This window comes from Nitrospira sp. CR1.1 (assembly GCA_014055465.1).
GTDB lineage: Bacteria > Nitrospirota > Nitrospiria > Nitrospirales > Nitrospiraceae > Nitrospira_A.
The window spans coordinates 141,639-165,505 of the sequence record WIAF01000009.1 but is presented as its reverse complement, the minus strand read 5'-3'; the positions used below and the strand labels follow the sequence as shown (position 1 = coordinate 165,505).

The window sequence follows — 23,867 nt, the reverse complement described above, 5'->3', positions numbered from 1 at the left end:
GTATAATGGCCGCCTCACCGGGGAGGGAGCATGCTTGATCGTTCTGCCTATCTTGCGCGCATCGGGTATCAAGGGCCGTTGACGTCTTCAGTGGAGACCTTACGGGGCTTGCATCGAGCCCATGTGATGACCGTGCCGTTCGAAAATCTGGATATCCATCTTGGGCGGCCGATCTCGCTGGATCCGTCGGACCTCTTTCGCAAGGTTGTGCTTCAACGTCGGGGCGGATATTGTTTCGAGTTGAACGGACTATTTGCGCTGCTTTTGGAAGATGTGGGGTTTGCGGTGACCAGGCTGGCCGCCCGGGTGTTGTATGGTGCGGAAGGGGAGAGGCCGAGAAGTCATCAGCTGTTGATGGTCAAGACGGGCGCGAACGCATGGATCGTGGATGTTGGGTTCGGAGGTCATGGATTACTTGAACCTTTGAGGCTGGCGATTGGAGAAGAAGGGCGGCAGGGGCAAGAGTGCTTCAGGCTCGTTGTCGGCGAACGAGGTGAGTATCTGCTGCAAGGCGAGCGTGATCGTCTCTGGATGGACATCTATTCCTTCGGACTCGAATCCTGCCTGCCGGTGGACTATCTGTTCGCGAGCTACTACCACTCGCACTCACCGGACTCCCTCTTTACTCAGCAGCGTATCTGCACGATGCCGACTCCCGAGGGGAGGGCGTCACTCATCGACAATGTGCTGAAGGTGCGCGGGCATGAAGGTACGCAGGAACTTCATGTGAAAAGTGAAGAGCAGTGCAAAACGCTACTCCAGGAGCACTTTGGATTAACCATTAACGATCACTTGATGTTTTGAGCCATGGCCTCTTGGCACCTTACCGGCCGTATGCCGACCCTTGAGTTGGGCCGCCGTCATCGCAGATCGTTTCGTACACCCTCTCCGACTTCGCCTGGTAGGTCGAGCATCGCCGACCGTTTTCATCCGAGGAATGTCCGATCGGAGTCCGCATCGGCTGTAAAAGAAAAGAGCATCCACTGACCGAGCCGAGGAGTACAAGCAGTGTGAGTATTCGGATCATCGGGTCGTATCTACATATGCTCGGCTGATATGGTCTTCTGTCATGATGTCGGTCATCCTGCCTGTGGCGACACAATCCCAAGCACGGCCAGTCTATGCTGTCTTGATTGCGTGGATCGATTATTCAAGAATCCGCCGCATCGAGGCAAGTCCGTGCCTGCTGGGCAGTCCGTCAGCGATTTTCGGAAGCGGGAGGTCTAAAGGTGAGTTGGTTGGAATGTAGTTTTTGGTAGAGCTGGTGCAGCCCCGCCCAGCCTATCCACAGGCCTTCACGATCGCAGCCGAGAATTGTCGGAAGTCGCCGAGGTGTTTCGTAATGATTGTCTGGATAATATCGAGATTGAGGCGGGTGTAATCATATACGGCCACGTTGCGGAAGCCGACCATTCGCCGCATGCGTTTCGCGAGCTTTGATGAAAGTATGTCGGCAGCCTGCAGGACAGGAATGGCATCTCGGCTTTCCTGTGGCAAGCCGAACCTGCGTTGGCTGATGACATACATGGCGAGATCGATCGCGGTTTCGCATGCGCGTTGAAGATTGAGAACGATGGCATCTTGCTTCGTTTGATTCTCATAGAGATGTTCACGTTTGCCGGCATACTCTTCGCTGATGCGGGCGAGGCATCGTTCGATACTTGCCGCCTTGTTCAGCACTACGTCGTCAGCCATAGATCAGCCCGCGCTCTTTGATGTCTTTCAGTAGATCCCGTCGTTCTTCGTTGAGCCTCGCATAGTCGGAGTACGCATACATTTCGAATTCGGCTCGGGCCTGGTCGTCACAACTTTCGAGGCATCGACCGGTACTAATAATTTGCGCGCGCATGACCGTCGTCGTACTCCTCAGGTCCAATAGGTCCACATCGCGGCCAAGACGTACGGCAAGCTCCTGTGCCAATTGAAAGAACAACTCACCGGAGATCGGATTGCGCGTCAGCACAGCGAGATCGATGTCACTGTCCGGCCGCGCGGTGCCCTGGGCCTGTGAGCCGAATTGGTAGGTAGCCAGCAGATCGGGGATCTGCTCGGACAGAAATTGTGGGAGAGCTTGAAGGTTCATTGTGCGTGCCCTGCGATTGGCAGTCGAAGTATACGGGAGCTGGGATGAAATGTCGAAAGAGTCGTTTCGTGTAGGGAAGGATTATGCGCAGGAACTTGCCTACCGATAGACGTCCTTGCGGTGTTCAATCGACAGAATATCCAACCACTCGGCGCCGGTCTTTCGGTAGAGGATTCGATAGGGCTAGACTCGGTAAGACAGAATCTTGTCTTTTTGAAATTTCCCCTTCAGCGGGTTGCCGTCCAGAGGATGCTCGGCCAGGTGACGGATGGCGTCTTTGATTTTGTCGCGGGTTCCGGCGTCGAAGGATGTCAGGTCCTTGATGGCTTGTGGGGTCAGTCGCGCTTGTCTCACTGCTTTTCGCCGAACACGTCCTTGAACGACCGGAGTTTCCCTGCCTTCGCTTCCTTCAGTCCTTGCTCAAGAGACTTCACCGCTTTTGGATGTGAGAGCAGTTCCAACGTCTCAACCCAGCTTTCAAATTCTTCCGCGCCCATGACGACCGCCTTAGGCGCCCCATTTTTTGTGACGATGACTCGCTCTGACAAGCGATCGGCCTTGTCCACCAAAGAGGAGAAGCGGGAGCGGGCTTGTTTGAGCGACATGGTTTTTGTCATTGGCATACCTGATCGGTAGGGAGTGTACAGAATTGTGACTTCTCCTGCAAGCTTGTTGGCTCTATCGCGCCAGGAATTTCACCAGCGCGACGCAAACCATGTAGAGGGCAAGTGAGCCGGCCATTGAGAGCCAAAACCCGATCCGTTCGACGCCGTAGATCATGCACCCGACATACACCAGCCAGGGGGGTACGAACCAGAGCAGGTTTTTGGCATAGGTGACGAGGTGTTCACTGCCGCCGTTGAGATAGATGAGGATAAACGTCGCGCCGGTCATTGCGGGGAAGGTGCTCGCGAAGGCGGCGAGAAACGACCGCCCCTGCGAACCGAGGTATGTGGAGATGCTGACGATGGTGCCGCCCAACAGGAAGTAGAGTGCGTACTTCGCCCACTCACCCATCCGCCGCCTCCTTCACTCTCCGCGGAAGGCTTTTCGCGCCTCCGCTTCGATCTCGTGCCCCAGCCCCGTATACCGCGGCGAAAAGTGAAACACGACTAATTCGCGCACGGCAGCCTTTCTTGCCATCACGCCGGCCTGCCTGGCCGTGAGGTGATACCGGTCCCGCGCCTTGTCCGCATCCCGGTCCAGATAGGGGGCCTCACAGTAAAAGATGTCGGCGCCTCGCGCAAGATCCACAATCTTGTTTTCGTTCTCCGGATCGTAGCGAGCATCCACAACATAGGCGATTTTCTGGCCGCGCGTGAGAGTGATGAAGCGGTCGCGGATCTCACCCAGGACAAACTCGCGTTCTTCCCGATGATGTTCATGGTAGAGCGTGGCGACAAACCGAAAGTCGTCGGGCTGGCCTTGCCACAGATACTGTTTCACTTCTTTCAGCCAGTAACCCACCGGAAGCCCCGCTGCGTGCAATCGTTCTTTGTTGAAGTTGACATGGAACTGCTCCTGCAAGGCATAGGCGAATGAAGGGATGCGGTGGTTGAGTGCCGACGCGTGCACGGTGAACATGGGATCTTGGAGCACCGTGAGGGACCCATCGGTGAGGCCGTCGGCCAATGTTACATTCGGTCCGTCCTGACGTTGAAAACCATTCGTGGCTTGAAAGGTCGCTGTTCTGATCCCATCAGCATGAAACTCTTGCACGGAGATCGTGAGCGGGTAACCGTCCACGAGGTTCCAGGTATAGCCCTGAAGTTTTCCTTGAACATTTGAGGTCAGGCCCGGTGGCCCGTGGAGTCGCAACGTTTTGCCGCGGCCGAGGGCGACGCGCAGCAGAGCGTCAAACCCGATGAAGTGGTCCATGTGGGTGTGGGAGATAAAGATATCGCTCGCGCGCAACAGGCGCGTCGGCCCAAGGGCATCGTTGTGACCGAGGTCGAACAAGAGGGCGCGTTTCGACCACCGCACTTCGACAAACAGACCGGGGTCGCCGAACGCATCATTGACGAGAAAGCTGGAGAAGGAGGGATTCATGCTGCACCGTTTCGAGGCTACCCCAGCACCACTCGCATGACACCATACAGCAGGATGACTTCGACGGCATGGGCTACGATGGTGACAGACAAGTTTCTGGAGGCGACCCACAAGCTGCCCCAGACCAGGCCATCCCAGACGGCAATCCAGTGGAGCTGTTGAAAGGTTGCCACCAGGAACGGATCGAAGGCAAACAGCAGAGCGCTCAATGGCACGGCGATGGCAGCGGGAAGTCCCAGCGCCAGCAACCGGCCTACCAGAAAGCCGCGAAAGTTTAGCTCGACGATGGTGGCAATGAACAGAATGAACCATGGCACCATGAGCAGCAGCGGAATTTTGGCATGGGGAGTCTCGGCGAGAAACCGATAGTCTCCTCCAAGCAGAGGAACCAGATAGAGAATCACCAGGAGATTGACCGTGCCGAGTGCCAGCCCGGTCGTTGTGCCCCAGCGAAGCCCCTGCGAAATGAGGGTGCTTGTCAGGCCGAGCTTTCGGCCTGGTGCGTCATTGATGCGGCTCCATGTTACCAGGGCGGCATAGGCGCAGAGCTGGGGAAGGAATTGATAGAGGCGCAGCTGCCGAAGGTCGAGCGGAGAGGCGTAATACAGGAGTGTGGCGGCGAGAGGGAGCAGCGCAAGCGCTGCCCCCCGTTCGTGGCTCTGAGTCGCATGAGCAGCCGACGCATCCTCAGGCCTGATCATGGGCCGTTATTCGAGCCGCAAGCTATACCGTTCGAGCGTGGTGGCCTTATTCCTGGCCAGGTTCGACAACGATTTGTTGTAGTCCACCGTGGCGCGGAGTTCATTGCCTTGCGCCGTGGCCAGGTCGCGCTGGAAGTCGAGCACAAAGCGTGTGGTGCTGAGGCCGACCTTCAACCGCTCTTGTTCGGCCTGCAACTGCTTTTCGGCCATGATACGGGCCGACCGAGTGGTTTCGATTCGTTTGAAATCGGTGTGCACGCGGCGGACGGCTTCGCGGACACCGACGATCACTTGTTGGCGAACGCTTTGCAGCGACGCCTGCGCGTTCCGGGACTCCAATTGTCGTTTATTGTAGGTGCTATAGGCCGAGCGGTTGCCGATTGGATAACTCAGGACCAATCCGGCGCCATAATTGTAAAAGTCTCCGCCGAAATTCCGTCTCGTGGCGTCCCCGTAGTCGGCTCCCAGGCCGGAGAGTCCCATGGTCCCTTGCACCGACAGGGTCGGGAGCAATTGATTCTTGGCGAACTTCACATTGAGGTCGCTACTCTCCACGTTCTTGCCGGCTTGTAAGACTTCCGGGCGGCGTTCCATGGCGATATCAATGGCTTCCTGAAGGCTGATGGCTTCCAGCGAGGTGGTCGGGGGATCAGTCGGCATCAGGCGCAAGTCCTGCCGAAGTTCTTCCTCAGCAGGATTCAAGAGCCGGCGCAGTTGGTCTTCCTGATCCCGAATGGATTTTTCAGCCACGAGGATCTGTTCGACGCGAGAGGCGACCGCCGCTTCCGCCTGCAGGACGTCGACGATCGACATGACGCCGGCCTTGGCCTTGGCGCGGTTACTGGCCAGGAGTTCTTCCGCTGCCTTGAGTGCCGCCTGGGCGACTTTCAGATTTTCATTCGCAAAGACCATTTCCCAGAATGTCTGCTCGACGGTGGCGATCACGGTCAAGACACGATCGAGAAACACATGTTGTTCGACGGTGGCGTTGTTTTGCGCGATCGAAATGAACGTCCGGTTGACATCCGTGCCGAAGTTTCTCAACAACGGTTGCGTGACCGTCAGCGCGAGTCCCCCTGTCCAGGCCGGGTTGAAGAGAAAGGTGTTGGGGCCGCTGACGTAGCTGCGTTGCGGGCTGTAGTTCAGGTCATAGTTGGCGCCGGTCGGGAGATTCTGGGTGATGTCGGCGGTCACGGTGGAGGTGTTCTGGTCGAATTTGGTGATGTCCTGCAGGTTTGCGCCGGTGAATCCAAGGATCGGTCGATTCAGCGGCGCGACCTGCCTGTTGTATTGGCCGTTCAAGCTGATCGTCGGGTCGAATTTCGCTTGCTCAATAATAATGTCCGCGAGGCGGCTCTCTTTGGTTTGCCGACCGATATGAATGTCGAGGTTGTTCTGCAAGGCTCTCAGAACCGCATCGGCCAGCGACATGGCTTCGCGTCGTTCGGTTGGAACGGGTTTGGTCACTTCCAGGCCGAAGGAAGAGGACGCCGTCCAGAGAAAGAGCACGGTCGCGCTTCCGATGGACAGGCATCCCCGGAGGATTGAAGGTGTCATAACAAACTCCTTGCTGCGAGGTCCGGGTTGAGCCATACTGAATTCATCATGATGGAGGCGTGGTATCACAAACGGAGATCGGTGTCCATGTTGACGCGCATGGGCCGGGCGATAAGGCTCTCGACTTGTATGGGGCTGATTGCGGTGACGGTCGGGCTGCTGTGGGTGTCGTCTTTGTTGGCGCAGTCCGTCTCAGGTGTGCGGGGATTCAATGGAGGCGTGGCGCCGCTGTTTGGCCTCGTAGGTCCCGGTAATCTGTACATCGATAACCAGGGAACACAGGGGCTTATCTATAACTTTGGAAATAACTTCGAGTCGTACAGGTTCCGGAATCCCACCACCGGTCAGGCGTGGAGTGGCGCCGTGATGACGCTTGGTCCCCAATTGTCGGTCGGTCTCATTCAGGGCGCGAATCAGTCAGGTTCCCCCGTGGTCTTTCCTCCCGTGCCGCGTGACGCCGGACCCCTGCCTCCGGTTCAATCGGGGCTGCTCGACGATATTCCCTAAGCAGCCAATCGACTTGCGGAGCGCGTTCCGTACGTTTCAACCGGGAGAGGCGCTCCGAACGCTCCGTCCGCTCAAGTTCTTTCTTCCGATCTAGTTTCTGAGCTTCCGGCGGCAAGTCTTTTCGCGCCTGGAAAGACCTGGCTCTGTGGCGGTTTGGTGTATCGCGGCAAGGCTGTCACAGCGAAGAGCCCGGGGAAATGTTGATTGTCCACAGAATCCACAGCCTGCAAGTCGAATATGTCTCCTGTAATTTTTAGGGCAATCAATCATAACTAGTTTATTTTATTGAAAGTTTTTAATTTTTCTGATTTCGGATTGGCTGGAATAATTTCGGCGGTATGGCGATTGCTTTGCCCACGGTCGCTACCTGTGATTGTCTGTTTCGCAACGAGACGACAAAAACATTGCGCTCATGTCAAAGATGTCAATTGAATCGCATATGGAGAACGGAAAGAATGCCGACAGACGGTGGTAGGCGCGGTGTGGTACGGGCCGCTGAGTTCACGCTCCTGTCATCGACCGTTCAAGATCAAAGGAGATTGTTTGTATGAGGATTGCCCAGGTCTCGCCGCTTTGGGAAAGTGTCCCTCCGAAGTTGTATGGAGGCACAGAACGCATCGTTTCCTACCTGACGGAAGAACTTGTCCGCCAAGGCCACGAAGTGACGCTGTTTGCCAGCGGTGATTCAGTGACAAAGGCAAAGTTGGAATCCCCGTGCCAGCAGGCATTGCGTTTGAATACGGGAATTTTCAACCGCGAAGCCCCGCTCATTCAGATGATGGAGCAGGTGTTCGCTGCCGCCGACCAATTCGACCTCATCCACTCCCATCTCGATTTTTTAGCATTTTCGCTGTCCCGCCGCTGTCGCGTGCCGGTCGTCACGACGCTGCACGGCCGGTTGGATTTGCCCGAGCTCGTCCCGGTTTTCCGTGACTTTGCGGAGTTGCCGCTCGTCTCCATCTCGGACTCGCAGCGCCGGCCGTTGCCCTGGTGTAACTGGGCCAACACTATCTATCACGGGTTGCCGAAGGATCTGTACAAGTTCAATGCAGAACCGGGCAAGTACCTTGCGTTTCTCGGCCGTGTCTCCCCGGAAAAGTGTCCGGATCAAGCGATCGAATTGGCAAAACGTGTCGGCTTGCCTCTGAAAATGGCGGCGAAGGTCGACCCGGCCGATCGTGCCTACTTTGAACGGGTGGTGGAACCGCTCCTCGACCATCCCTTGATCGAGTTTGTCGGGGAAATCACCGACGCGGAGAAGAGCGACTTCATCGGAAACGCAATCGGGCTGATCTGCCCGTATGACTGGCCCGAACCGTTCGGCCTCGTATTGATTGAAAGTCTTGCTTGTGGTACACCCGTCCTCGCCTACCGCCGGGGATCTATTCCGGAAATCATTGGTCATGGTATGACGGGCTTCATCAGTGAAAACCTCGATGAAATGGTGAGCCAGGTCGCGAAGCTTGGCACGATCGACCGCCATCGATGCCGTCAGGTATTCGACGAGCGATTTACCGCCCAGCGTATGGCCAACGACTACCTAAAAATGTATCAACAACTCATTGCGGATGCCGCTGCGCTCCCGGGGAAGACCGGACAGCAGCACGCTTCGAATCTCTAGTCAGCGCGATCTCAACCTCGCGGAAGGACCAGTATGGCAGACGAGTCGCAGTCCAGTCCTGAATCCAATGTCACCGGATGGCGGTTATTGGGGACTAGAGATTTCGGATGTCTCTGGGCCGGCCAGGTTATTTCCCAAATCGGTGACGGCCTGAATAAGGTTGCGCTGCTGTGGTTCGTGTATGAAATGACCGGGTCGGCGCTCAAGATGACCGCCATTGGGTTGTTGCAGACGATTCCCCCTCTGGTCTTCGGCCCCCTCATCGGCGTCTATCTCGACCATCTCCCCAAGAAAACGGTCATGATCGTCGTGGATCTATTACGAACGTTGATGGTGCTGTTGATACCGCTCTTCTACTCGCTGGATATGCTGACGCTGGAACGCCTGTATGTATTGGTCTTTCTTATCTCCATCGTGTCCACTGTGTTCGGCCCGGCGCTGGGCTCTGCTGTGCCTCTGATCGTCCAGCGGTCGCAGCTCACGACGGCGAATGCGTTTCTCCAGAGCACCACCAACATCGGTGTATTGCTCGGGCCGGCCATGAGTGGCCTGGGTATTGCCCTCATCGGCGCGCAAAATGTCCTGTATGTGGATGCCGCGACCTTCCTCGCGTCCGCCCTCTTCCTGTTCCCGATCCGTGTGAGAGAGAATAAATCGGTGAAAGGGCTGGATGTGTTGGGGACTCCCGTCATGCAGGATATGATGGTGGGATTCCGTTTCGTATTCTTGCAGCACCGGGTGGTGTTTGCATTGATGATTACGGCCGTTCTCTACAATCTTGCGATCAGCGCGTTTGTCTTTCTCCTTCCTGTGGTGGCCAAGGAATTGTTGCAGGTCGGACCCATGGAACTCGGATGGTTATGGTCTGCCCTGGGAATCGGGATGCTCGCGGCGTCGATTTGGCTGGCGCGGATGCCGCAGGGTACGTTCCAGGAGCGTATCGGGAAGATCGGCCGCTCGTTGACGGTCGGCGGCCTCGCGGTCTGCGCGTTGGGATTGATTCAAACACCAGTGTTGTTCAGCACGTTCTTATTGATCGTCATCATCGGCGGCAGCACGTCGCTGTTCTATCCGGTCGTCTGGGCCATGCTCCAGGAGGTGACTCCGGAACATCTGCTCGGACGTGTGTTCACCACGTTTAGTGTCGGTGGGATGGCCTCGGCCATGGTCGGCATGGCGGGATTCGGATGGGCCGCTGACGCCCTGGGTCCTGCCGTCAGTCTCATCGGTATCGGACTGCTCCTCTTGCTCACTGCGATGGTCACGATGCAGGTTAGCCGCCGTGGCCTCGTGGTGAGCCCAGCTGTCGCATAACCTCCTTTCCATTACGTGCTTTCCGACCGTTGCGTCGGCTCGCCGGGATGCTGTCCCGCGAGCTGACGCCGCACGATGACTCCGGTGATGGGCGGAGTTGCTTTCTGTCCCTCCGTCGCGTATGTCTTTTCTCTCGGGCGCTGTTCGAGGTCGAAATCCGGGCCGCGCTTCGCCAGCCCGGTTTACTTCTATATATGAGGGGCATATGCCTTTGCGGACTATTCGGACCGTGTGCGCGGCAGGGATCTTCTCGTTCGTGGTGGCGTCGGGAATTGGAAGCGTCAGCTCGATGGCCTCGGAACAGCAGCCGTCGGATGCCAAACAGGACGTCCCACCGGTTTCGGGATCGAAGGATTCCGAGGGAAAGGTAAAAGAACCGGACACGAAACCCAAAGAGCCGGATTCCAAACCGAAGGAGCCGGACTCCAAGCCGGCTGAACAAAAATTAAAGGAAAGCGACGCGAAGGCCAAGGAGATCGAGCCGAAAGGGAAGGACGCGGAAAGCAAACCCAAAGGCCCGGAACCTAAAGCGAAAGAATCGACGACCAAGCCCAAAGAGCCGGAACATAAGGCGAAGGAAGGGGAGTCCAAACCCAAGGAACTGGACCAAAAATCCAAGGAGCCCGAGTCGAAATCAAAAGAGGCTGATCTCGCCGCGGAGCATCCCTGTCCCTCAATTCCGCAAATGACGGAAGCCAAGCCGGCGGTGGACACGCCAGTTCCTGCCGGCGAGACGGGCGCGGGAGAGCGTCAGAAATCGCCTGAACCGGAAGCCAAGAAACCGGTGCGCTCGTCGATGGTGACGGCCAAGCTGGCGCTCATGGCGGATCCACATCTGTTTCCTTACGACATCGAAGTCGATACCAAGGACAAAGACCTCGTGTTGCTTGGCAAAGTCGGGCACGAGGCGGATAAGCGCGTAGCCACCGATATCATACGGTGTCTCGAAGGTGTTCATGCCGTAGAAAACCGGCTGAAAGTCGAAGCGGACGCGGCTCATGGGCTGTTCGCGGAGCGCGACAAGATCATTACCCAATTGGTGAAGGAGCGGTTCGAGAAAAGCAAAACCTTGCAATCAGTGAAGTTCGATGTGAAAACAGAGGACGGCGTCGTCACCCTGAACGGGGCGACGCGGTTTCAGATTATCGTCCTGGAAGCGGCTCAAGCGGCACGGCAGGTGCCGGGCGTGCGCGCGGTGAATACCGAGGCGGTGCGATTAGTGGCCGGAGACTGAACATGTTTCATGAGGCCGATGCCACAGGAGGTTCGACACGCAGCCTGCTGATGCTATAGAACCGGGGCACACAAGCGGCGCCGGGCCGGGACGCCCGAATGTGAAATGGTCGCCGCATCTGTTGACGCGCGATTTCACGCTGGTCTGGTGGGGCCAGATGGTCTCGCAGATCGGCGATGGAGTGTCGAAACTCGCGTTGCTCTGGTTTGTCTACTCCATCACCGGTTCTCCCCTGAAGACTACCATGATCGGGCTGTTGCAGACGCTGCCGCCCATTCTGTTCGGTCCCTTCATTGGCGTGATCGTCGATCGTGTTCCTAAAAAACTCTTGCTGATCAGCAGCGATCTGATTCGTGCGGTGGTGCTGGGCGTGTTGCCCTGTTTGCTGCCGGTGGACTCGTTCAGCATGGAGCGGCTGTATCTCATGGTCTTTGTCCATGCGGTGGCGTCCGCGGTGTTCGGTCCGGCCTTGACCGCCGCGATCCCTTCGTTGGTTTCCCGCCACGAATTCACGGCGGCCAACGCCTTACTCCAAACCACGACCAGCATCGGCATCATTGTCGGCCCGGCGCTGAGCGGGGTCGGCATTGCGACGATGAGTTCGCAAGAGGTGCTGTGTGTGAATGCCGTCAGCTATGTGATTTCGGCGCTCTGTTTTTTATTGATCCGGTTTCCGCGCACGGAAGCGGCGCCGGCGGGCGAGGCCTCCCTGGCCGGAACGTTCCGGGATGTGGCGGAGGGTTTTCAGTATGTGCTGCATCAACAGCGGATCATCCTCATGTTGATCGGCGCGGCATCCATGTATACGTTCGCCACCAGTGCGTTCAGCACGCTCTTTCCGGTGTTCGGGAAGAAGTTGCTTGATCTGGGACCGATCGAAGTCGGGTATTTGTGGTCGGCCTTCGGTGTCGGTTTGCTGTTGGTCTCGCTGGGGCTCGTGTCCCTGTCATCCTGGTCGCTGCCCAAACGGATTCAGTTGATGGCGGTGTCCAGTTTCATCAGCGGCCTGACGCTGCTGGGTTTGCTTGTCACATCCAACCGGTTGGTCGCTGCCGTGCTGATGGTGATCATCGGCATGGGCGCCGGCACCTTGACGCCGGTGGCCTGGGGGGTTCTGCAGGAGATCGCGCCGACGACGTTGTTGGGGCGAGTGTTGGCTATTTACAACCTTGGTGCGATGACCTCGGCCATCGCCGGCATGACAATCTTCGGCTGGGTGACCCAAGACTTCGGCGAGCATCCCAGCGTATTCGGTATCGGGATCGGTCTCTTTTTGTCAGCGCTGGTGTCCATGCGGGTCGCCCGTTGGGTACACGTTCATTGGGCAGAGACGAGCCTACCTGCCGAAGAGGCGGACCGGCCCGTCGTCATGGTGACGCAGCCGACAAGTCATTGAGTCCGCCTCCGGACTAAGCGCGCCGCGAGGTTCGAGAAACGGTTCCATAAGAGACGAAGCGAGCGGAGTGCAGGACGCTCATGGCGCGCCATGGCGAGGGTCGCGCGCATCGCATCGATAGCTCGGGGATCACGGGAGGAAAACGTGGAAGAAATCATTAGCGTCAATGATCAGTTTTATATCCTGGCCAGCTCATCGATGGCCGATGACCGGACGCGTGTACTCAAGCATGGAGAGACCTTCGGGGTGTTTGACCGGTATGGTGACATTCAGCCGGTGGGACGGGGAACGCAGGGAGTCTTCCATCAAGGGACTCGGTTTCTCTCCCGGCAGGAAGTATTTCTGAACAACGATCGACCGATGCTGCTGAGCTCCACGGTGAAAGAAGACAATGCTCTGCTGGCCGTGGACCTCACGAATCCGGATCTGTACCGGGACGGACGCATCGCAATCCCGCGCGGAAGCGTGCATGTCTTTCGCTCGCGTTTTCTCTGGAACGGTGTCAGTTATGAGCGGTTTCGTCTGTCGAACTACAGCCTGGCTCCGGTAAAAATGACCTTATCGATCAGGTTCGAAGCCGACTTCGCGGACATCTTTGAGGTCCGCGGAAAAAAACGCGAACGTAAAGGACGGATGTTGCCGAACATCTTGCAGAAAGATCTCCTGGTGCTGCGGTACGAAGGTTTGGACGAAGTGACGCGCGAGGCGCGGATTCAGTTCGTTCCAGAGCCGTTGGAGATCAGCGCATCCCAAGCCACATTCGGCATCGAACTGGAGCCGAAAGGAGAGATTGCCGTGGCCGTGATGGTGGCCTGCGCTGAGCAGGATAGTCAGCGGACACCCTTATCGTATGACGCGGCGATGGCGGAAGCGGGCCTGGCATTTGAGGCGGAGCAAACGGAGGACTGCACCATTCAGACTTCCAACGCCCAGTTCAATGAGTGGTGGAATCGTTCCGTGCTGGATGTCCGCATGATGGTGACCGATACGAGCGAAGGTCCGTATCCGTATGCCGGCGTGCCCTGGTTCAGCACTCCCTTCGGGCGGGATGGGGTGATCACCGCGTTGGAGTGTTTGTGGATCAGGCCGGAATTGGCGCGTGGTGTCTTGGCGTATTTGGCTTCGACCCAGGCCAAGGACGTGAACCCCGCTCAGGATGCCGAGCCGGGAAAGATCCTCCACGAAACCCGCAAGGGAGAGATGGCGGCGCTGCACGAAATTCCCTTTGGGCTCTATTATGGCAGCGTGGATTCCACCCCGTTGTTCGTAATGCTGGCCGGCGCCTATTACGAGCGCACGGCAGACCTGGCGTTTATCCAAACCATTTGGCCGAATCTGGAAGCGGCGTTGACCTGGATGGATACCTACGGGGATCTCGATCGCGATGGATTCGTGGAGTATGTGCGGAAATCGCCCACGGGGTTGGATAATCAGGGATGGAAAGATTCCCATGATTCCATCTCGCATGCGGACGGATCGCTGGCCGAGGGCCCGATCGCGTTGTGCGAAGTGCAAGGGTATGTGTACGACGCCAAGGTGCAGGCATCAAAACTCGCGGAGGCGCTGGGATACAGTGATCGCGCCAGCCAGCTTCGACGGCAGGCACGGTCACTCAAGGAACGGTTCGAGGAGGCGTTCTGGTGTGAAGAATCGGCGACCTATGCCCTTGCGCTGGATGGTCAGAAGCGACCCTGTGAGGTGAAGACGTCGAATGCCGGTCACTGTCTCTACACGGGTATTGCCAGCGAGGAGCATGCCCGGCAGGTCGCGGAAACGCTGATGTCCGATGAGTTATTCAGCGGGTGGGGGGTGCGCACCCTGGCCGATTCCGAACGTCGGTATAACCCCATGTCCTACCACAACGGATCGATCTGGCCACATGACAATGCGATGATCGCCGTCGGCCTCGCGCGTTACGGTTTCAAGTCCGGAGTCGAAAAAATCATGACCGGGATGTTCGAAGTGAGTTTGGTCCTCGACTTTCACCGGTTGCCGGAACTGTTCTGCGGCTTTGTGCGCCGGCCAGGCCAGGGCCTCACACGATATCCCGTGGCGTGTAACCCGCAGGCCTGGGCTGCCGGTTCGGCCTTCATGGTCCTCCAGGCCTGTCTTGGTTTGTCGATTATGGCATCGGAACAGAAGGTGATCTTTAATCATCCCATCCTTCCGGAGTTTATCGACAAGATGCAGATCAAGAATTTGACGGTTGGAACCGCATCGGTGGACCTGCTGCTTCGGCGGCACGACCTGGATGTCGGGATCACGGTCATTCGACGTGTCGGTCAAGTCGAAGTGGTCTCGGTGAAGTAGAGTGGGGATATGTGGGACCGGTACGCAAACCTGATAACTACGGTGCGTCGGCCAGCTGCCACAGCACAGCCAGAACGTACCGCGCGGTGGCTGCGAGAATGTCCGGATTGACCGTGTCGGCGGTGTCCGTGGGTTGATGGAAATGGGGATGAACTCCGCCGCTCACGACCGTGACCGTGGGAATTCCCGCCTCCTTGAACGGCACATGGTCCCCGCCGGGGAAAAAGCCGAAGACATCAAGACGGTCTGCCAATCCTGCTGCCTGCCCGGCCTGCTGCGCGGCAGGTTGTTCCATCCCGGTGACCCCGACCGTCAAGCGTCCGTTTCCGACCGCGGCGTGGTCGACATTGATCATGGCCAGGGTTGAGCGTAAGGGGACGGCCGGCTGGCTGATATACAACCTCGATCCCAGCAATCCCTGTTCTTCCCCGCTGAACGAGAGCAGGACAATCGACCGTTTCGGTTTCACCGGCATCGCATGGAGGACGCGGGCGACCTCCAGCAGCACCGCTGTTCCGGACGCGTTGTCGTCGGCTCCGGCGAAGAGGAGTCCGCCTTGCTTCCCGAAATGATCGCGGTGCGCTCCGATGACGATCGCGTCTTCTGCCTTCGCCGCGTCATTCCCCGGCAGGGTGAAGACCACGTTGTGAAGCATGCCGTCATGCTCTGCGCTGTGCCAGCGCATCGTCACGACCGTATCCGTCACGGTCGATTGGGGGGAATGGCCTTCATTGAGCGTCTGTTGCAATGCGCGCAGTTGATTCTCGTCGGCTGATGGATTGGCGCGGAGAATGTCTCTCGCGCGGTCAGTGCTGATCCAGGCGCCGGGAATCGTGCGGCGAGGATCTGTTAATCCGTAAAAGGCGCCGGGTCGGCCCGTGACCCCGCGACGCGCTTCATAGGCATTCAGGATTGGCCCGGTGGCGGTGAGATATCCCAGCGCGCCATGGGCATGGGCGGCGTGGGCTTTGTCCGCATGGGAGACCTGTTTGGAATACCGTTCCGGTTTGCCGCGGAGAAAGAGCACCACCTTCCCGCGAACGTCGAGCCCCGCATACTCGTCGAAACCGCCATCTGGGTCGGAGATACCGTATCCGACAAAGACGACCGGCGCGTGCACATCGGCCGAGGGAGAATCGAGGATGGGGAGGTAGTCGGGGCCGATCCGGTCCGGTGGCGAGTCGGGGGTGGATGCCACGCGTAGGAGCGCATGCTCGCCGAGAATCGTGGCGCGAAAGGGTGTCGACTGTAGGTGAATTTGTTCATCAGCGTTTGCGGATTCAGTGTGTGGCTCCGGTAACGATGATCGATGTGTGTGCAGGTCCACAAAACGTTGCCGTACGAATTCGGCGGAGGCGAGGTCGTCGAGGGTGCCGGTCTGACGGCCATTAAAGGCTGGTCCGCTCAGCGTTTGGACATCTTCCAGCATGCGTTGGCTGGAGATGAGGTTCAATGATTGATCGAGCGATGCGGAGAGTTCCGGCTGGTTCTCCGCGAAGATCGGACACGGCGTCAGCGCAATCCAAAGGCTGATGATCAGGCGCCGGACTAAATCGAGGCTCCGGCTTTTGCGGGAGAATGAGGCTCTCTTGCTGGGATGGGCTGCGTCAGCGAATGACATCAGATCGAGGTGGCGTTTGCCTTCCGGGCCGACCAACGTTGATACCAGCGCCAGAGCGGTCGTTGCAGAAATTGTGGGAGCGGATAGCCCAGGCCGCGGGCATAGCCGTCATCTCGATCCAGAACCGCAAATGCCCACCGATACTTCGCCTGAAATGCGGCACAGCGCGTCTGAATTTCCCCGTCGCTGAGCGGACTGCGCTGTCGCAAGGCCTCGCCAATCGCCTCATCCGAGGTCATCTCGCGAACAAGGGCCTCGATGTGGGCTGGCGTGAGCCGGAGGTGTCTCATGAAGGACTGGTCTAACGCAGAGGGGTAGGCATAGGTGCCGAGTGTGCCGGCCTGAAACGCCCGCACCTTGTCGATCAGGCGAGGCAGCCATATCAATCCGGCCGCGGTGTCGCTCCATCGGCGGGGCGGATGCTGTCGAAGATCCATGGGTGATCCAGGCTACGGCTCGACGAAGTAGGCTTCTGAATGAGGCACTATAGCATAAGCATACGGGAAGAGCCCCGTTGCAGAGAGCGAAGGGCTCAAGGTACTATCGGTTCGGGGGCCGGCTACAGAGTATTATTCCTGGAACTGATTAGGGCCTCGGATCGCGAGCGCGGTTCGACCGACAACGTAAAGGGAATTCGCTATGGCAGAGCAGGGCAAAGGTCTGTACGACTATCAGTATGCACGGTTCCGGGACAATCAGGGGACGCATCAGGGCTATGAATTTCAGCACGGACCGGTGGGCAGTGTCCCTCCGCCCGTGGTTACGTTCATGGATAAAATAAAATGGTGGACGTTGCGCGGATGGCGACGGAAGAAAATCCTGGCTGAACGTGACCGGTATCAGCAGGACATCATCCAGATCAAGACGGCGCATCCGGAATCGTGAGGTCCGCTCGAGGAGGAGTACTTCTGTGCAATATGGACATGAGCGCGTCAGGCAGATACAGGTAGCTCGTGACAGTCAGGGGTCCGGTGTCACATTGTTCGTCAAGGCCATGAATTATGTCGGCGTTGTGGCCGTCGCGGGTGTATTGGCGGGTGGGACGGGGACGGCATGGGCAGTGCCGAAGGAAACATCCAAGGAAAAGGCGGAGCATTTGCGGCAACAGGCCAATCCCCAGCTGTTCAACGATTGGACGTTCGACAAGGACGAAGTGGGATCTGTTCCGAAGGGGTTCGCTGCCGTCGCGTCAGGAGAGCAACGGCGAGGTTCGTGGAAGGTGGAGGCGCAATCAGCCGTGCCTTCCGCTCCCAATGTGTTGCTCGGGACATCCGGGTGCGGAGGGTGTCACGAAATTCTTGTCGCGGAGGGGTTTCAGTATGAATACCCGGACCTGGTCGTTCGCATTCAGCAGGGAGCTGGTCAATCGGCCGGGCAGGTCGGTGTGGTATTCGGGGTAAGAGATGCCCTCAATTATTATGCGACGGTGGTGGATGTGTCTCAGAAAACCATTCAAGTTGTGCGTGTCATCGAGGGGAAGGAATCAGTCCTCGGTCGGGCGGCGATCAAGCCGAAGCCGGTTGACTGGCACACCCTCCGAGTGCAGCGTAACACGATCATCAGCAAGGATTTCGTCGAAACGTTCTTCGACGGGAGCCTGGCATTATCCGTGGAAGATCAGGCGCTTGGAGTGGGACAGATCGGGTTGTTACTGCGGGGCGATGCGTCGGCACGCTTCGATAATTTTAATGCGGCGCCCCTATATTCCAGTCGCCCCTTGTCTGCTCCGGCGGCCTATTAAAGGTGCGCGGAAGAACAGTAGAGAGGTGCTCGGCAGGTCGTTTTGCGAGACGATTTCGCGCTTGCCTTTCCCATTTCGGTAGGATACAGTGAAGGTGCTTCATTGCGAAGAGCCTTGGCGATGAAGTAGACAAAGTATTACAGGGCTCGATTCGATGTTGTTTTGGGTTCTTCCCGGGAATTTCGGAAGCCAGAGCTAAGATTGCCGCTGTGTTTGCATCTTCGGCCCATTCCTTCCTCGTTTCTTTCTCGAGTCCCAGACAACACCATTCTATTCTCAAAGGAGGAACCCAATGGGTTCGAAGATCTACGTTGGCGGCTTGCCATATTCAACCACCGAGCAACAGCTGAGTGACCTGTTCGCGGTGCATGGCGCGGTGACTTCTGCGCGCATCATCACGGACAAGTTCACCGGGCAATCACGGGGCTTTGGCTTCGTGGAAATGTCGGGAGATTCCGAGGCGCAGGCGGCTATTAACGCATTGAACGGGACACAATTCGGGGGCCGCACGTTGACGGTCAACGAAGCCCGCCCGCAGGAGCCTCGCTCCGGCGGCGGTGGACGTGGCATGGGCGGGGGCCGGCACTAAGCTGCGCCCGTTTCTCTATATCTATTCAGGGGCTGCCGCCAGGGTAGCCCCTGCGTTTTTCTTACCGTGTTGTCCTCTCTCTGGTTTGCAGGGCCATCAGGTTGCCTGCCCCTGTTTTCCCAAGATAGAGATTTAGGAGTGTCGTTGCATGGTGTCGTTTGCCGAATTGTCTCTTACATCGTTTCTCGCTGACCGTTTACAGCAGGCCGGGTTTACCGCGCCGACTCCCATTCAGAGCGCCGCGATTCCGTTGGCGCTCCAGGGGCGTGATCTCCTGGCCCAGGCTAAGACGGGGAGCGGGAAAACGCTGGCGTTTCTCATTCCGTTGATTGAACGGGCCGTCAAGGAAGGGTGGAAGCCCGCCGGCCACGCGTCCGCGCAGACCGGATCGTCACGGTCTCCGCGCGCTCTTGTACTGGCGCCGACCCGGGAGTTGGCTCTTCAGATTGAAATGGAACTGCGCAAGTATGCGCCACCGGCGGTGACGTCGCTGGCCGTGTACGGCGGTGTTCCCATCGAGCGGCATTATCGCGCCCTCCGCCAGCCCCCGATGATCGTGATCGGGACCCCGGGGCGGCTGCTGGATGTGGCCGGCACGCGTCATTTGGACCTCCGCGGCATTGAATATGTCGTGATGGATGAAGCCGACCAAATGCTCGATCGCGGATTCTTGCGTGACATTCAACGTATTCTACAACTGCTTCCCTCGCAGCGGCAGACGATGCTGTTTTCGGCCACGTTCTCGCCGGAAATTCTCACGCTGGCGGAATCGATGCTGAACAATCCTGCTCGCACGGCCGTGGATCCGGGCGTGAATACGCCGACCACCATCACGCATGCCTATTACGTGGTGCCCAGTGAAGCCTCGCGGGTGCAACTGATTCACACGCTGCTGCAATCATCGGAAGCCGGTGAGCAGTCGATGGTGTTTTGCGACCAGAAGTATAAAGTGAAGCGGCTGGCTGCCCGTTTAGGCGGGGAACCGGCCTCCGTCGGAGCCATTACCGGCAACCACTCCCAAGCTCAGCGTGAGCGAACGCTGACGGCGTTCCGTTCCGGGCGGTTACGCTCATTGGTGGCGACCGATGTGGCGGCGCGCGGATTGGACGTCCCGACGGTCTCGCAGGTGATCCATTACGAGTTGCCCGGCAACCCGACCTCGTACGTCCACCGGACCGGCCGGACGGGCCGGGCTGAACGATCCGGGGCAACCCTCTTGATTCTCTCTCCGCAAGAAGAGCATGAGTATCTCGCCATGGTGCGCCGGTTGCGAATCCAAACGAAGCGCCTGACATTGCCGACCTTGGCAACGTTGCCGCCTCCTGCGCGTGAGCCTGAGTCGAACGGGCAATCCCGGCATGATGGGCGCGGGCGCGATGCCCGGCCGCGTCGTACCGGCGAGCGCCCCAATTCTATGACCCAGGACTCCAGAGGTGGACAGGGGCGCCGGGGATGGCGTGCCGGTCGTCCTGCCGCTCCGCGCCGCGGCAATAGTTGATGCACTGTGTGGCCGGACAGAGCAGCTGTCCGGCATGATTGAGGAGGATGCCGCGATGAAATCTGGACGGAATCTGTTGCTGCGCATGATAGTCGCGGCCGGTTGCCTGACATTCGGCGAGGGCGCTTTCGCGCAAAGCGATCTTGCCATTGCCGACGGGATGAAGGTGTCGTTGGAATATACGTTGACGCTTCCCGACAAAAGCGTGGCCGATTCGAACGTCGGTCAGGAACCGATTACGTTTGTGCAAGGGGCGCATGAAATCGTTCCCGGCCTTGAAAAGGCCCTCGACGGCATGAAGGCCGGACAGAAGCGGCGTATCGAGGTGACGGCGCAGGATGCTTATGGCCCCTATAACAACAAGCTGCGGCAAAGTATCGATAAGGATAAGCTTCCCAAAGATGTAAAGGTCGGGGACATATTGCAGGCTGCGGATAACCGGCTGGTCAAGGTCTTGGAAGTCAATGAGAAGAAGGTCCTTATCGATCTCAATCATCCGCTGGCTGGGAAAACGCTCACCTTCGATGTGAATATCCTCAAGGTGGAAAAGGGCGACGCCACGGACGCTCCGGAAAAGAAAACCCCCTAAGTGATCTCTATTCATCCTATCGGCAGGCCCGCCGGCAAATCGGCCGGTTGTGGTCCACGCCGGTAGGATGCCTTCCGAATCGCCGTGACGGTCAGCGTCACGGCGGCAAAGTGTGCGTCGACTCGGCCCTCAACGACATAGGCGCGATTCGTTTTCAGCAGATGGCAGGTCTTCCGGTAGATGTCCGGAAAGATGGTGGCGTCATATAGCCCGCTCAAGTCTTCGAAGCTGACGAACTCCATCGGGTCGCCCTGTTTCGTATGGACGACCTTTCCCGTAATCAGCACGCCCATCATGGTGACCACGCGGCCGATATGGTGCGTCATGTCACAGGCGGGAACGACCGTTGCGGGAACGTGGTTGGCGGGAACCAGGTCGAGCGGGTGACAACGCAGAGGAAAGCCGAGGATCTCGATCTCCTCTGTGATCAGCCGCAGTAGCGGATATTCCGGCGGGATGGGGAGATATCTGGGCGGCGAGTGCTCCCGCCAGGCCAGCAGACGCCAGAGCAGGGCCGGTCTGGTGAGCTCACCCGCGAGGCGATCGAAACAGCCTGCTTTGATGAGCAGCCGGACCTGTGAGGCATCTGGGCTGACGCGTTCCAGAAAATCCTGTAGCGAGCGAAACGGCCCCTGCGCGGCTCGTTTCGCCATCAACTCAGCGACAACATCCTGCCGGAGTCCTTTGATCTGCATCAACCCGACGCGGAGATTCTTTTCCCGCCCCTGATAGACCCAATCGCTTTCATTGAGATCCGGCGGCTGGATGGTCAGGCCCATCCGCCGCGCTTCGGACACATAGGCAAACGTCGAATAGAACCCGCCTTGATTGCTGATGACCGCGGCGATGAATTCGGCCGGGTAATGGGCGCGGAGGTAAGCCGATTTGAAGGACACCTGCGCGTAACTGGCCGAATGAGGTTTGCAGAAACTATACCCGGCGAAACTCATGATCATGGCCCAGATCTGTTCGATGGCGCGCAGATCCGCTCCCCGCGCTAGCGCTCCGGCGCAAAACTGCCGCTGGTAATCGCGAAGCTGCCGTTGCTTGTGTTTCTTGCTGAGGATCTTCCGTAACTGGTCTCCGTCTTCGGTTGAAAATCCGCCGAGCGCCACCGCGACTTTCATGACATCCTCCTGATAGACCATGATGCCGAAAGTCTCCGACAGCGCTTCGTGCAGTGTTGGATGAAGTGCGCAGTAGGGCTGCCCGTGGGCCCGACGGATGAAGTCGTCCGCAAACCGGTGCGCAGCCGGTCGGATGATGGAGGAGACGATCGTCAGATACTCGAAATCGTCCGCCTGTGCCTGCTGTGCGGCCGGCATGGTGGTCCAGAGTTTTTTGAGCAGGAGCCGCGTGGCGGGTGATTCCACATAAAAACATCCCATCGTGTCGCCATGCCGAATCAGCGCGCTGGTCTGCGCATCGGCGAGCGGATCCCAGGCTGCATCGTCGATCTGTCGGCCGGTATGCCGGGCGATGGCGGCCAGCGCATCACGAATGACTGCCAGTGAGCGATTGCCGAGCAGATCGATTTTCACGAGCCCGGCGTCCTCCGCTTGATCTTTTTCCCACTGAATAACCGGAACTCCCTTGGCCGAGCGTTCGACCGGCACGTACCGGCGGATCTCGTCCGGCACGAGGACGATGCCGCCGCAGTGCAGGCTTAGATTGCGAAAATGTCCTTCGAGTTGAAGCGCCCAGTGGATGATATCCGGCCAAGGGGAGGAGAGCCGCGCCTGTCGGAAGAGGCGCGCCGTCCATGCGCGTGATGCCATGTCAACGGCCGCCGCAAAGTGGTCTGTCTGTCTCAGGATCAAGGGCAATACCCGGCCGATTTCTGCCGTCGGTAAGCCATACACTTTTGCCGTTTCGCGAATTGCCGCGCGGATCGCCAGCGTATTCTGATTGGCGACCATCGCGGCCGATCGCTCGCCATATTGAGCGAACACCCGGTCGAGAACGATGTCTCGTTCATCCCAGGGAAAGTCGATGTCGATGTCGGGTGGATCGTGCCGTCCGGGATTGAGAAAACGTTCAAAGACGAGGCGGTGACGGATCGGATCGACGTGCGTGATATTCAAACAGTAGGACACGATTGATGCGGCAGCGGAGCCCCGGCCACAGGTGCGGGGGGCTTGCCGTACGATTTCCTCGACGATCAAAAAATAATCCGCATAACCCTTGTCGCGAATCACGGCGAGTTCATGTTCGATGCGTGTCACAACTGCAGGAGAGAGTGTTCCGTATCGTCGGGACGCGCCTTCGTACGTTTGTTCGCGAAGGCGTTCGAAGGCTTGAGTGGCGGTGAGGTGTCGAAACGACGGAAAAATGATGTGTTTAAAGTCCCAGTCGGTGGCGCATTGATCAGCGATAGGCCGGCTGTTGGTGAGAGCGTCCGGTGCATGGGGAAACTGTCGTTCGAGCTCCGTCGCCGGCATCATCCAGTGGCTGGGTTGGCAGCAGGCGTCATCAGGCAATCGGGACAGGGTGGTGTTGAGCGCAATCGCGCGCAAGAGACGATGGAGTTGATACCCGGACGGCGTTACGAACTGAGCGCGTGTCGTGGCTACAGGCGGTAATCCGGACCGGCGGCTGAATGCCAGGGCTTCGGCCATGTCCGGCCCAGGCGTCAACTCGACGAAGAGATCCTCTGCTGCCTGTTGATGCCATTCGGCAAGAGCCGCCTGATCATCGGAAAGGATAATCAGGCCAGCCCGGTGTTGAGCCACCATCGCGGTGAAGTCGAAGACGGCGTCATGGCGCGCCGAAAGAAGGCGACAGAGATTGCCGTAACCGGCGGGGGTTTTTGCGAGAAGGACTGCGCGATGCGTTTGGTAAGTCAGTTCGGCGCCGAGGATGGGTTTGATGCCGGATGCGCGAGCCACCTCGAGGAACCGGATGGCGCCGTACAGGCCGTTGGTATCGGTGAGCGCGAGGGTATCAGCGCCTTGCGCGCGCGCCGTCTGACAGAGGGTTTCGAGCGATGGAACACCTTGCATCGGCGAATAGGAGGAATGGACGTGTAAGTGAACGAAGGAGGAGGGCATAGTCGTA

General features: G+C 58.3%; 21 protein-coding genes. 12 read left to right on the top strand and 9 right to left on the bottom strand.

Going from position 1 to position 23,867, the window contains the following annotated elements; genetic code table 11:
- Positions 1–30 precede the first annotated feature (30 nt).
- Positions 31–804 (top strand): arylamine N-acetyltransferase, encoded by a 774-nt coding sequence (locus tag GDA65_15690; GenBank protein MBA5864137.1) that lies wholly within the window; start codon positions 31–33, stop codon positions 802–804.
- A gap of 477 nt (positions 805–1,281) precedes the next feature.
- Here the strand turns inward: GDA65_15690 and GDA65_15685 are convergent, their stop codons facing one another.
- From GDA65_15685 to GDA65_15660, 6 genes are all read right to left on the bottom strand, one after another.
- Positions 1,282–1,695 (bottom strand): DUF86 domain-containing protein, encoded by a 414-nt coding sequence (locus GDA65_15685; GenBank protein ID MBA5864136.1) that lies wholly within the window; start codon positions 1,693–1,695, stop codon positions 1,282–1,284.
- Positions 1,688–2,083 (bottom strand): nucleotidyltransferase domain-containing protein, encoded by a 396-nt coding sequence (locus GDA65_15680; protein MBA5864135.1) that lies wholly within the window; start codon positions 2,081–2,083, stop codon positions 1,688–1,690. Before GDA65_15680 ends, GDA65_15685 begins: the two co-directional genes overlap by 8 nt.
- A 350-nt stretch (positions 2,084–2,433) precedes the next feature.
- The gene (locus GDA65_15675) at positions 2,434–2,706 is read right to left on the bottom strand and encodes a type II toxin-antitoxin system prevent-host-death family antitoxin (protein ID MBA5864134.1); all 273 of its coding nucleotides are present in this window, start codon (positions 2,704–2,706) and stop codon (positions 2,434–2,436) included.
- 55 nt (positions 2,707–2,761) lie between these two features.
- A complete protein-coding gene (locus GDA65_15670) occupies positions 2,762–3,100 on the bottom strand; it encodes a DUF3147 domain-containing protein (protein ID MBA5864133.1) in 339 nt (112 codons plus the stop codon).
- A gap of 12 nt (positions 3,101–3,112) precedes the next feature.
- The gene (locus GDA65_15665) at positions 3,113–4,444 is read right to left on the bottom strand and encodes a ribonuclease Z (GenBank protein ID MBA5864132.1); all 1,332 of its coding nucleotides are present in this window, start codon (positions 4,442–4,444) and stop codon (positions 3,113–3,115) included.
- 395 nt (positions 4,445–4,839) lie between these two features.
- Positions 4,840–6,426 carry a hypothetical protein gene (locus tag GDA65_15660; GenBank protein MBA5864131.1) on the bottom strand — a complete coding sequence of 529 codons (1,587 nt, stop codon included), beginning with the start codon at positions 6,424–6,426 and terminating at the stop codon, positions 4,840–4,842.
- 12 nt (positions 6,427–6,438) lie between these two features.
- On the opposite strand from GDA65_15660, the gene GDA65_15655 reads away from it, so the two are divergent.
- The 6 genes from GDA65_15655 to GDA65_15630 all read left to right on the top strand — a co-directional run bounded on the left by GDA65_15655 (position 6,439) and on the right by GDA65_15630 (position 14,772).
- Positions 6,439–6,897 carry a hypothetical protein gene (locus tag GDA65_15655; protein ID MBA5864130.1) on the top strand — a complete coding sequence of 153 codons (459 nt, stop codon included), beginning with the start codon at positions 6,439–6,441 and terminating at the stop codon, positions 6,895–6,897.
- A gap of 547 nt (positions 6,898–7,444) precedes the next feature.
- The gene (locus tag GDA65_15650; protein MBA5864129.1) at positions 7,445–8,518 is read left to right on the top strand and encodes a glycosyltransferase; all 1,074 of its coding nucleotides are present in this window, start codon (positions 7,445–7,447) and stop codon (positions 8,516–8,518) included.
- Positions 8,519–8,551: 33 nt separating this feature from the next.
- Positions 8,552–9,832, top strand: coding sequence for an MFS transporter (locus GDA65_15645; protein MBA5864128.1), 1,281 nt, complete (start codon positions 8,552–8,554; stop codon positions 9,830–9,832).
- Positions 9,833–9,953: 121 nt separating this feature from the next.
- Positions 9,954–11,066, top strand: coding sequence for a BON domain-containing protein (locus GDA65_15640; GenBank protein MBA5864127.1), 1,113 nt, complete (start codon positions 9,954–9,956; stop codon positions 11,064–11,066).
- A 55-nt stretch (positions 11,067–11,121) separates the two neighbouring features.
- Positions 11,122–12,462 carry an MFS transporter gene (locus GDA65_15635; GenBank protein MBA5864126.1) on the top strand — a complete coding sequence of 447 codons (1,341 nt, stop codon included), beginning with the start codon at positions 11,122–11,124 and terminating at the stop codon, positions 12,460–12,462.
- Between the two features lie 198 nt (positions 12,463–12,660).
- Complete coding sequence (locus tag GDA65_15630) at positions 12,661–14,772, top strand: amylo-alpha-1,6-glucosidase (protein ID MBA5864125.1); 2,112 nt, start codon at positions 12,661–12,663, stop codon at positions 14,770–14,772.
- Positions 14,773–14,809: 37 nt separating this feature from the next.
- Here GDA65_15630 and GDA65_15625 read toward each other — a convergent pair whose 3' ends face one another.
- Together GDA65_15625 and GDA65_15620 are read right to left on the bottom strand one after the other, a co-directional pair.
- A complete protein-coding gene (locus GDA65_15625; protein MBA5864124.1) occupies positions 14,810–16,393 on the bottom strand; it encodes a M28 family peptidase in 1,584 nt (527 codons plus the stop codon).
- On the bottom strand, positions 16,393–16,830 hold the full coding sequence (locus tag GDA65_15620; GenBank protein ID MBA5864123.1) for a DUF5069 domain-containing protein: 438 nt from the start codon (positions 16,828–16,830) through the stop codon (positions 16,393–16,395). Before GDA65_15620 ends, GDA65_15625 begins: the two co-directional genes overlap by 1 nt.
- A gap of 202 nt (positions 16,831–17,032) precedes the next feature.
- Between GDA65_15620 and GDA65_15615 the strand changes: the two genes are divergently transcribed.
- From GDA65_15615 to GDA65_15595, 5 genes are all read left to right on the top strand, one after another.
- The gene (locus tag GDA65_15615) at positions 17,033–17,278 is read left to right on the top strand and encodes a hypothetical protein (GenBank protein ID MBA5864122.1); all 246 of its coding nucleotides are present in this window, start codon (positions 17,033–17,035) and stop codon (positions 17,276–17,278) included.
- 25 nt (positions 17,279–17,303) lie between these two features.
- The gene (locus GDA65_15610; GenBank protein ID MBA5864121.1) at positions 17,304–18,134 is read left to right on the top strand and encodes a hypothetical protein; all 831 of its coding nucleotides are present in this window, start codon (positions 17,304–17,306) and stop codon (positions 18,132–18,134) included.
- 292 nt (positions 18,135–18,426) lie between these two features.
- Positions 18,427–18,723: an RNA-binding protein gene (locus GDA65_15605; protein MBA5864120.1), complete on the top strand. Its 297-nt coding sequence runs from the start codon at positions 18,427–18,429 to the stop codon at positions 18,721–18,723.
- Between the two features lie 148 nt (positions 18,724–18,871).
- Positions 18,872–20,221 carry a DEAD/DEAH box helicase gene (locus GDA65_15600; protein MBA5864119.1) on the top strand — a complete coding sequence of 450 codons (1,350 nt, stop codon included), beginning with the start codon at positions 18,872–18,874 and terminating at the stop codon, positions 20,219–20,221.
- On the top strand, positions 20,157–20,810 hold the full coding sequence (locus tag GDA65_15595) for a hypothetical protein (protein MBA5864118.1): 654 nt from the start codon (positions 20,157–20,159) through the stop codon (positions 20,808–20,810). Before GDA65_15600 ends, GDA65_15595 begins: the two co-directional genes overlap by 65 nt.
- A gap of 11 nt (positions 20,811–20,821) precedes the next feature.
- On the opposite strand, the gene dnaE is transcribed toward GDA65_15595, so the two are convergent.
- Positions 20,822–23,860: a DNA polymerase III subunit alpha gene (gene dnaE, locus GDA65_15590; protein ID MBA5864117.1), complete on the bottom strand. Its 3,039-nt coding sequence runs from the start codon at positions 23,858–23,860 to the stop codon at positions 20,822–20,824.
- Positions 23,861–23,867: the final 7 nt, after the last annotated feature.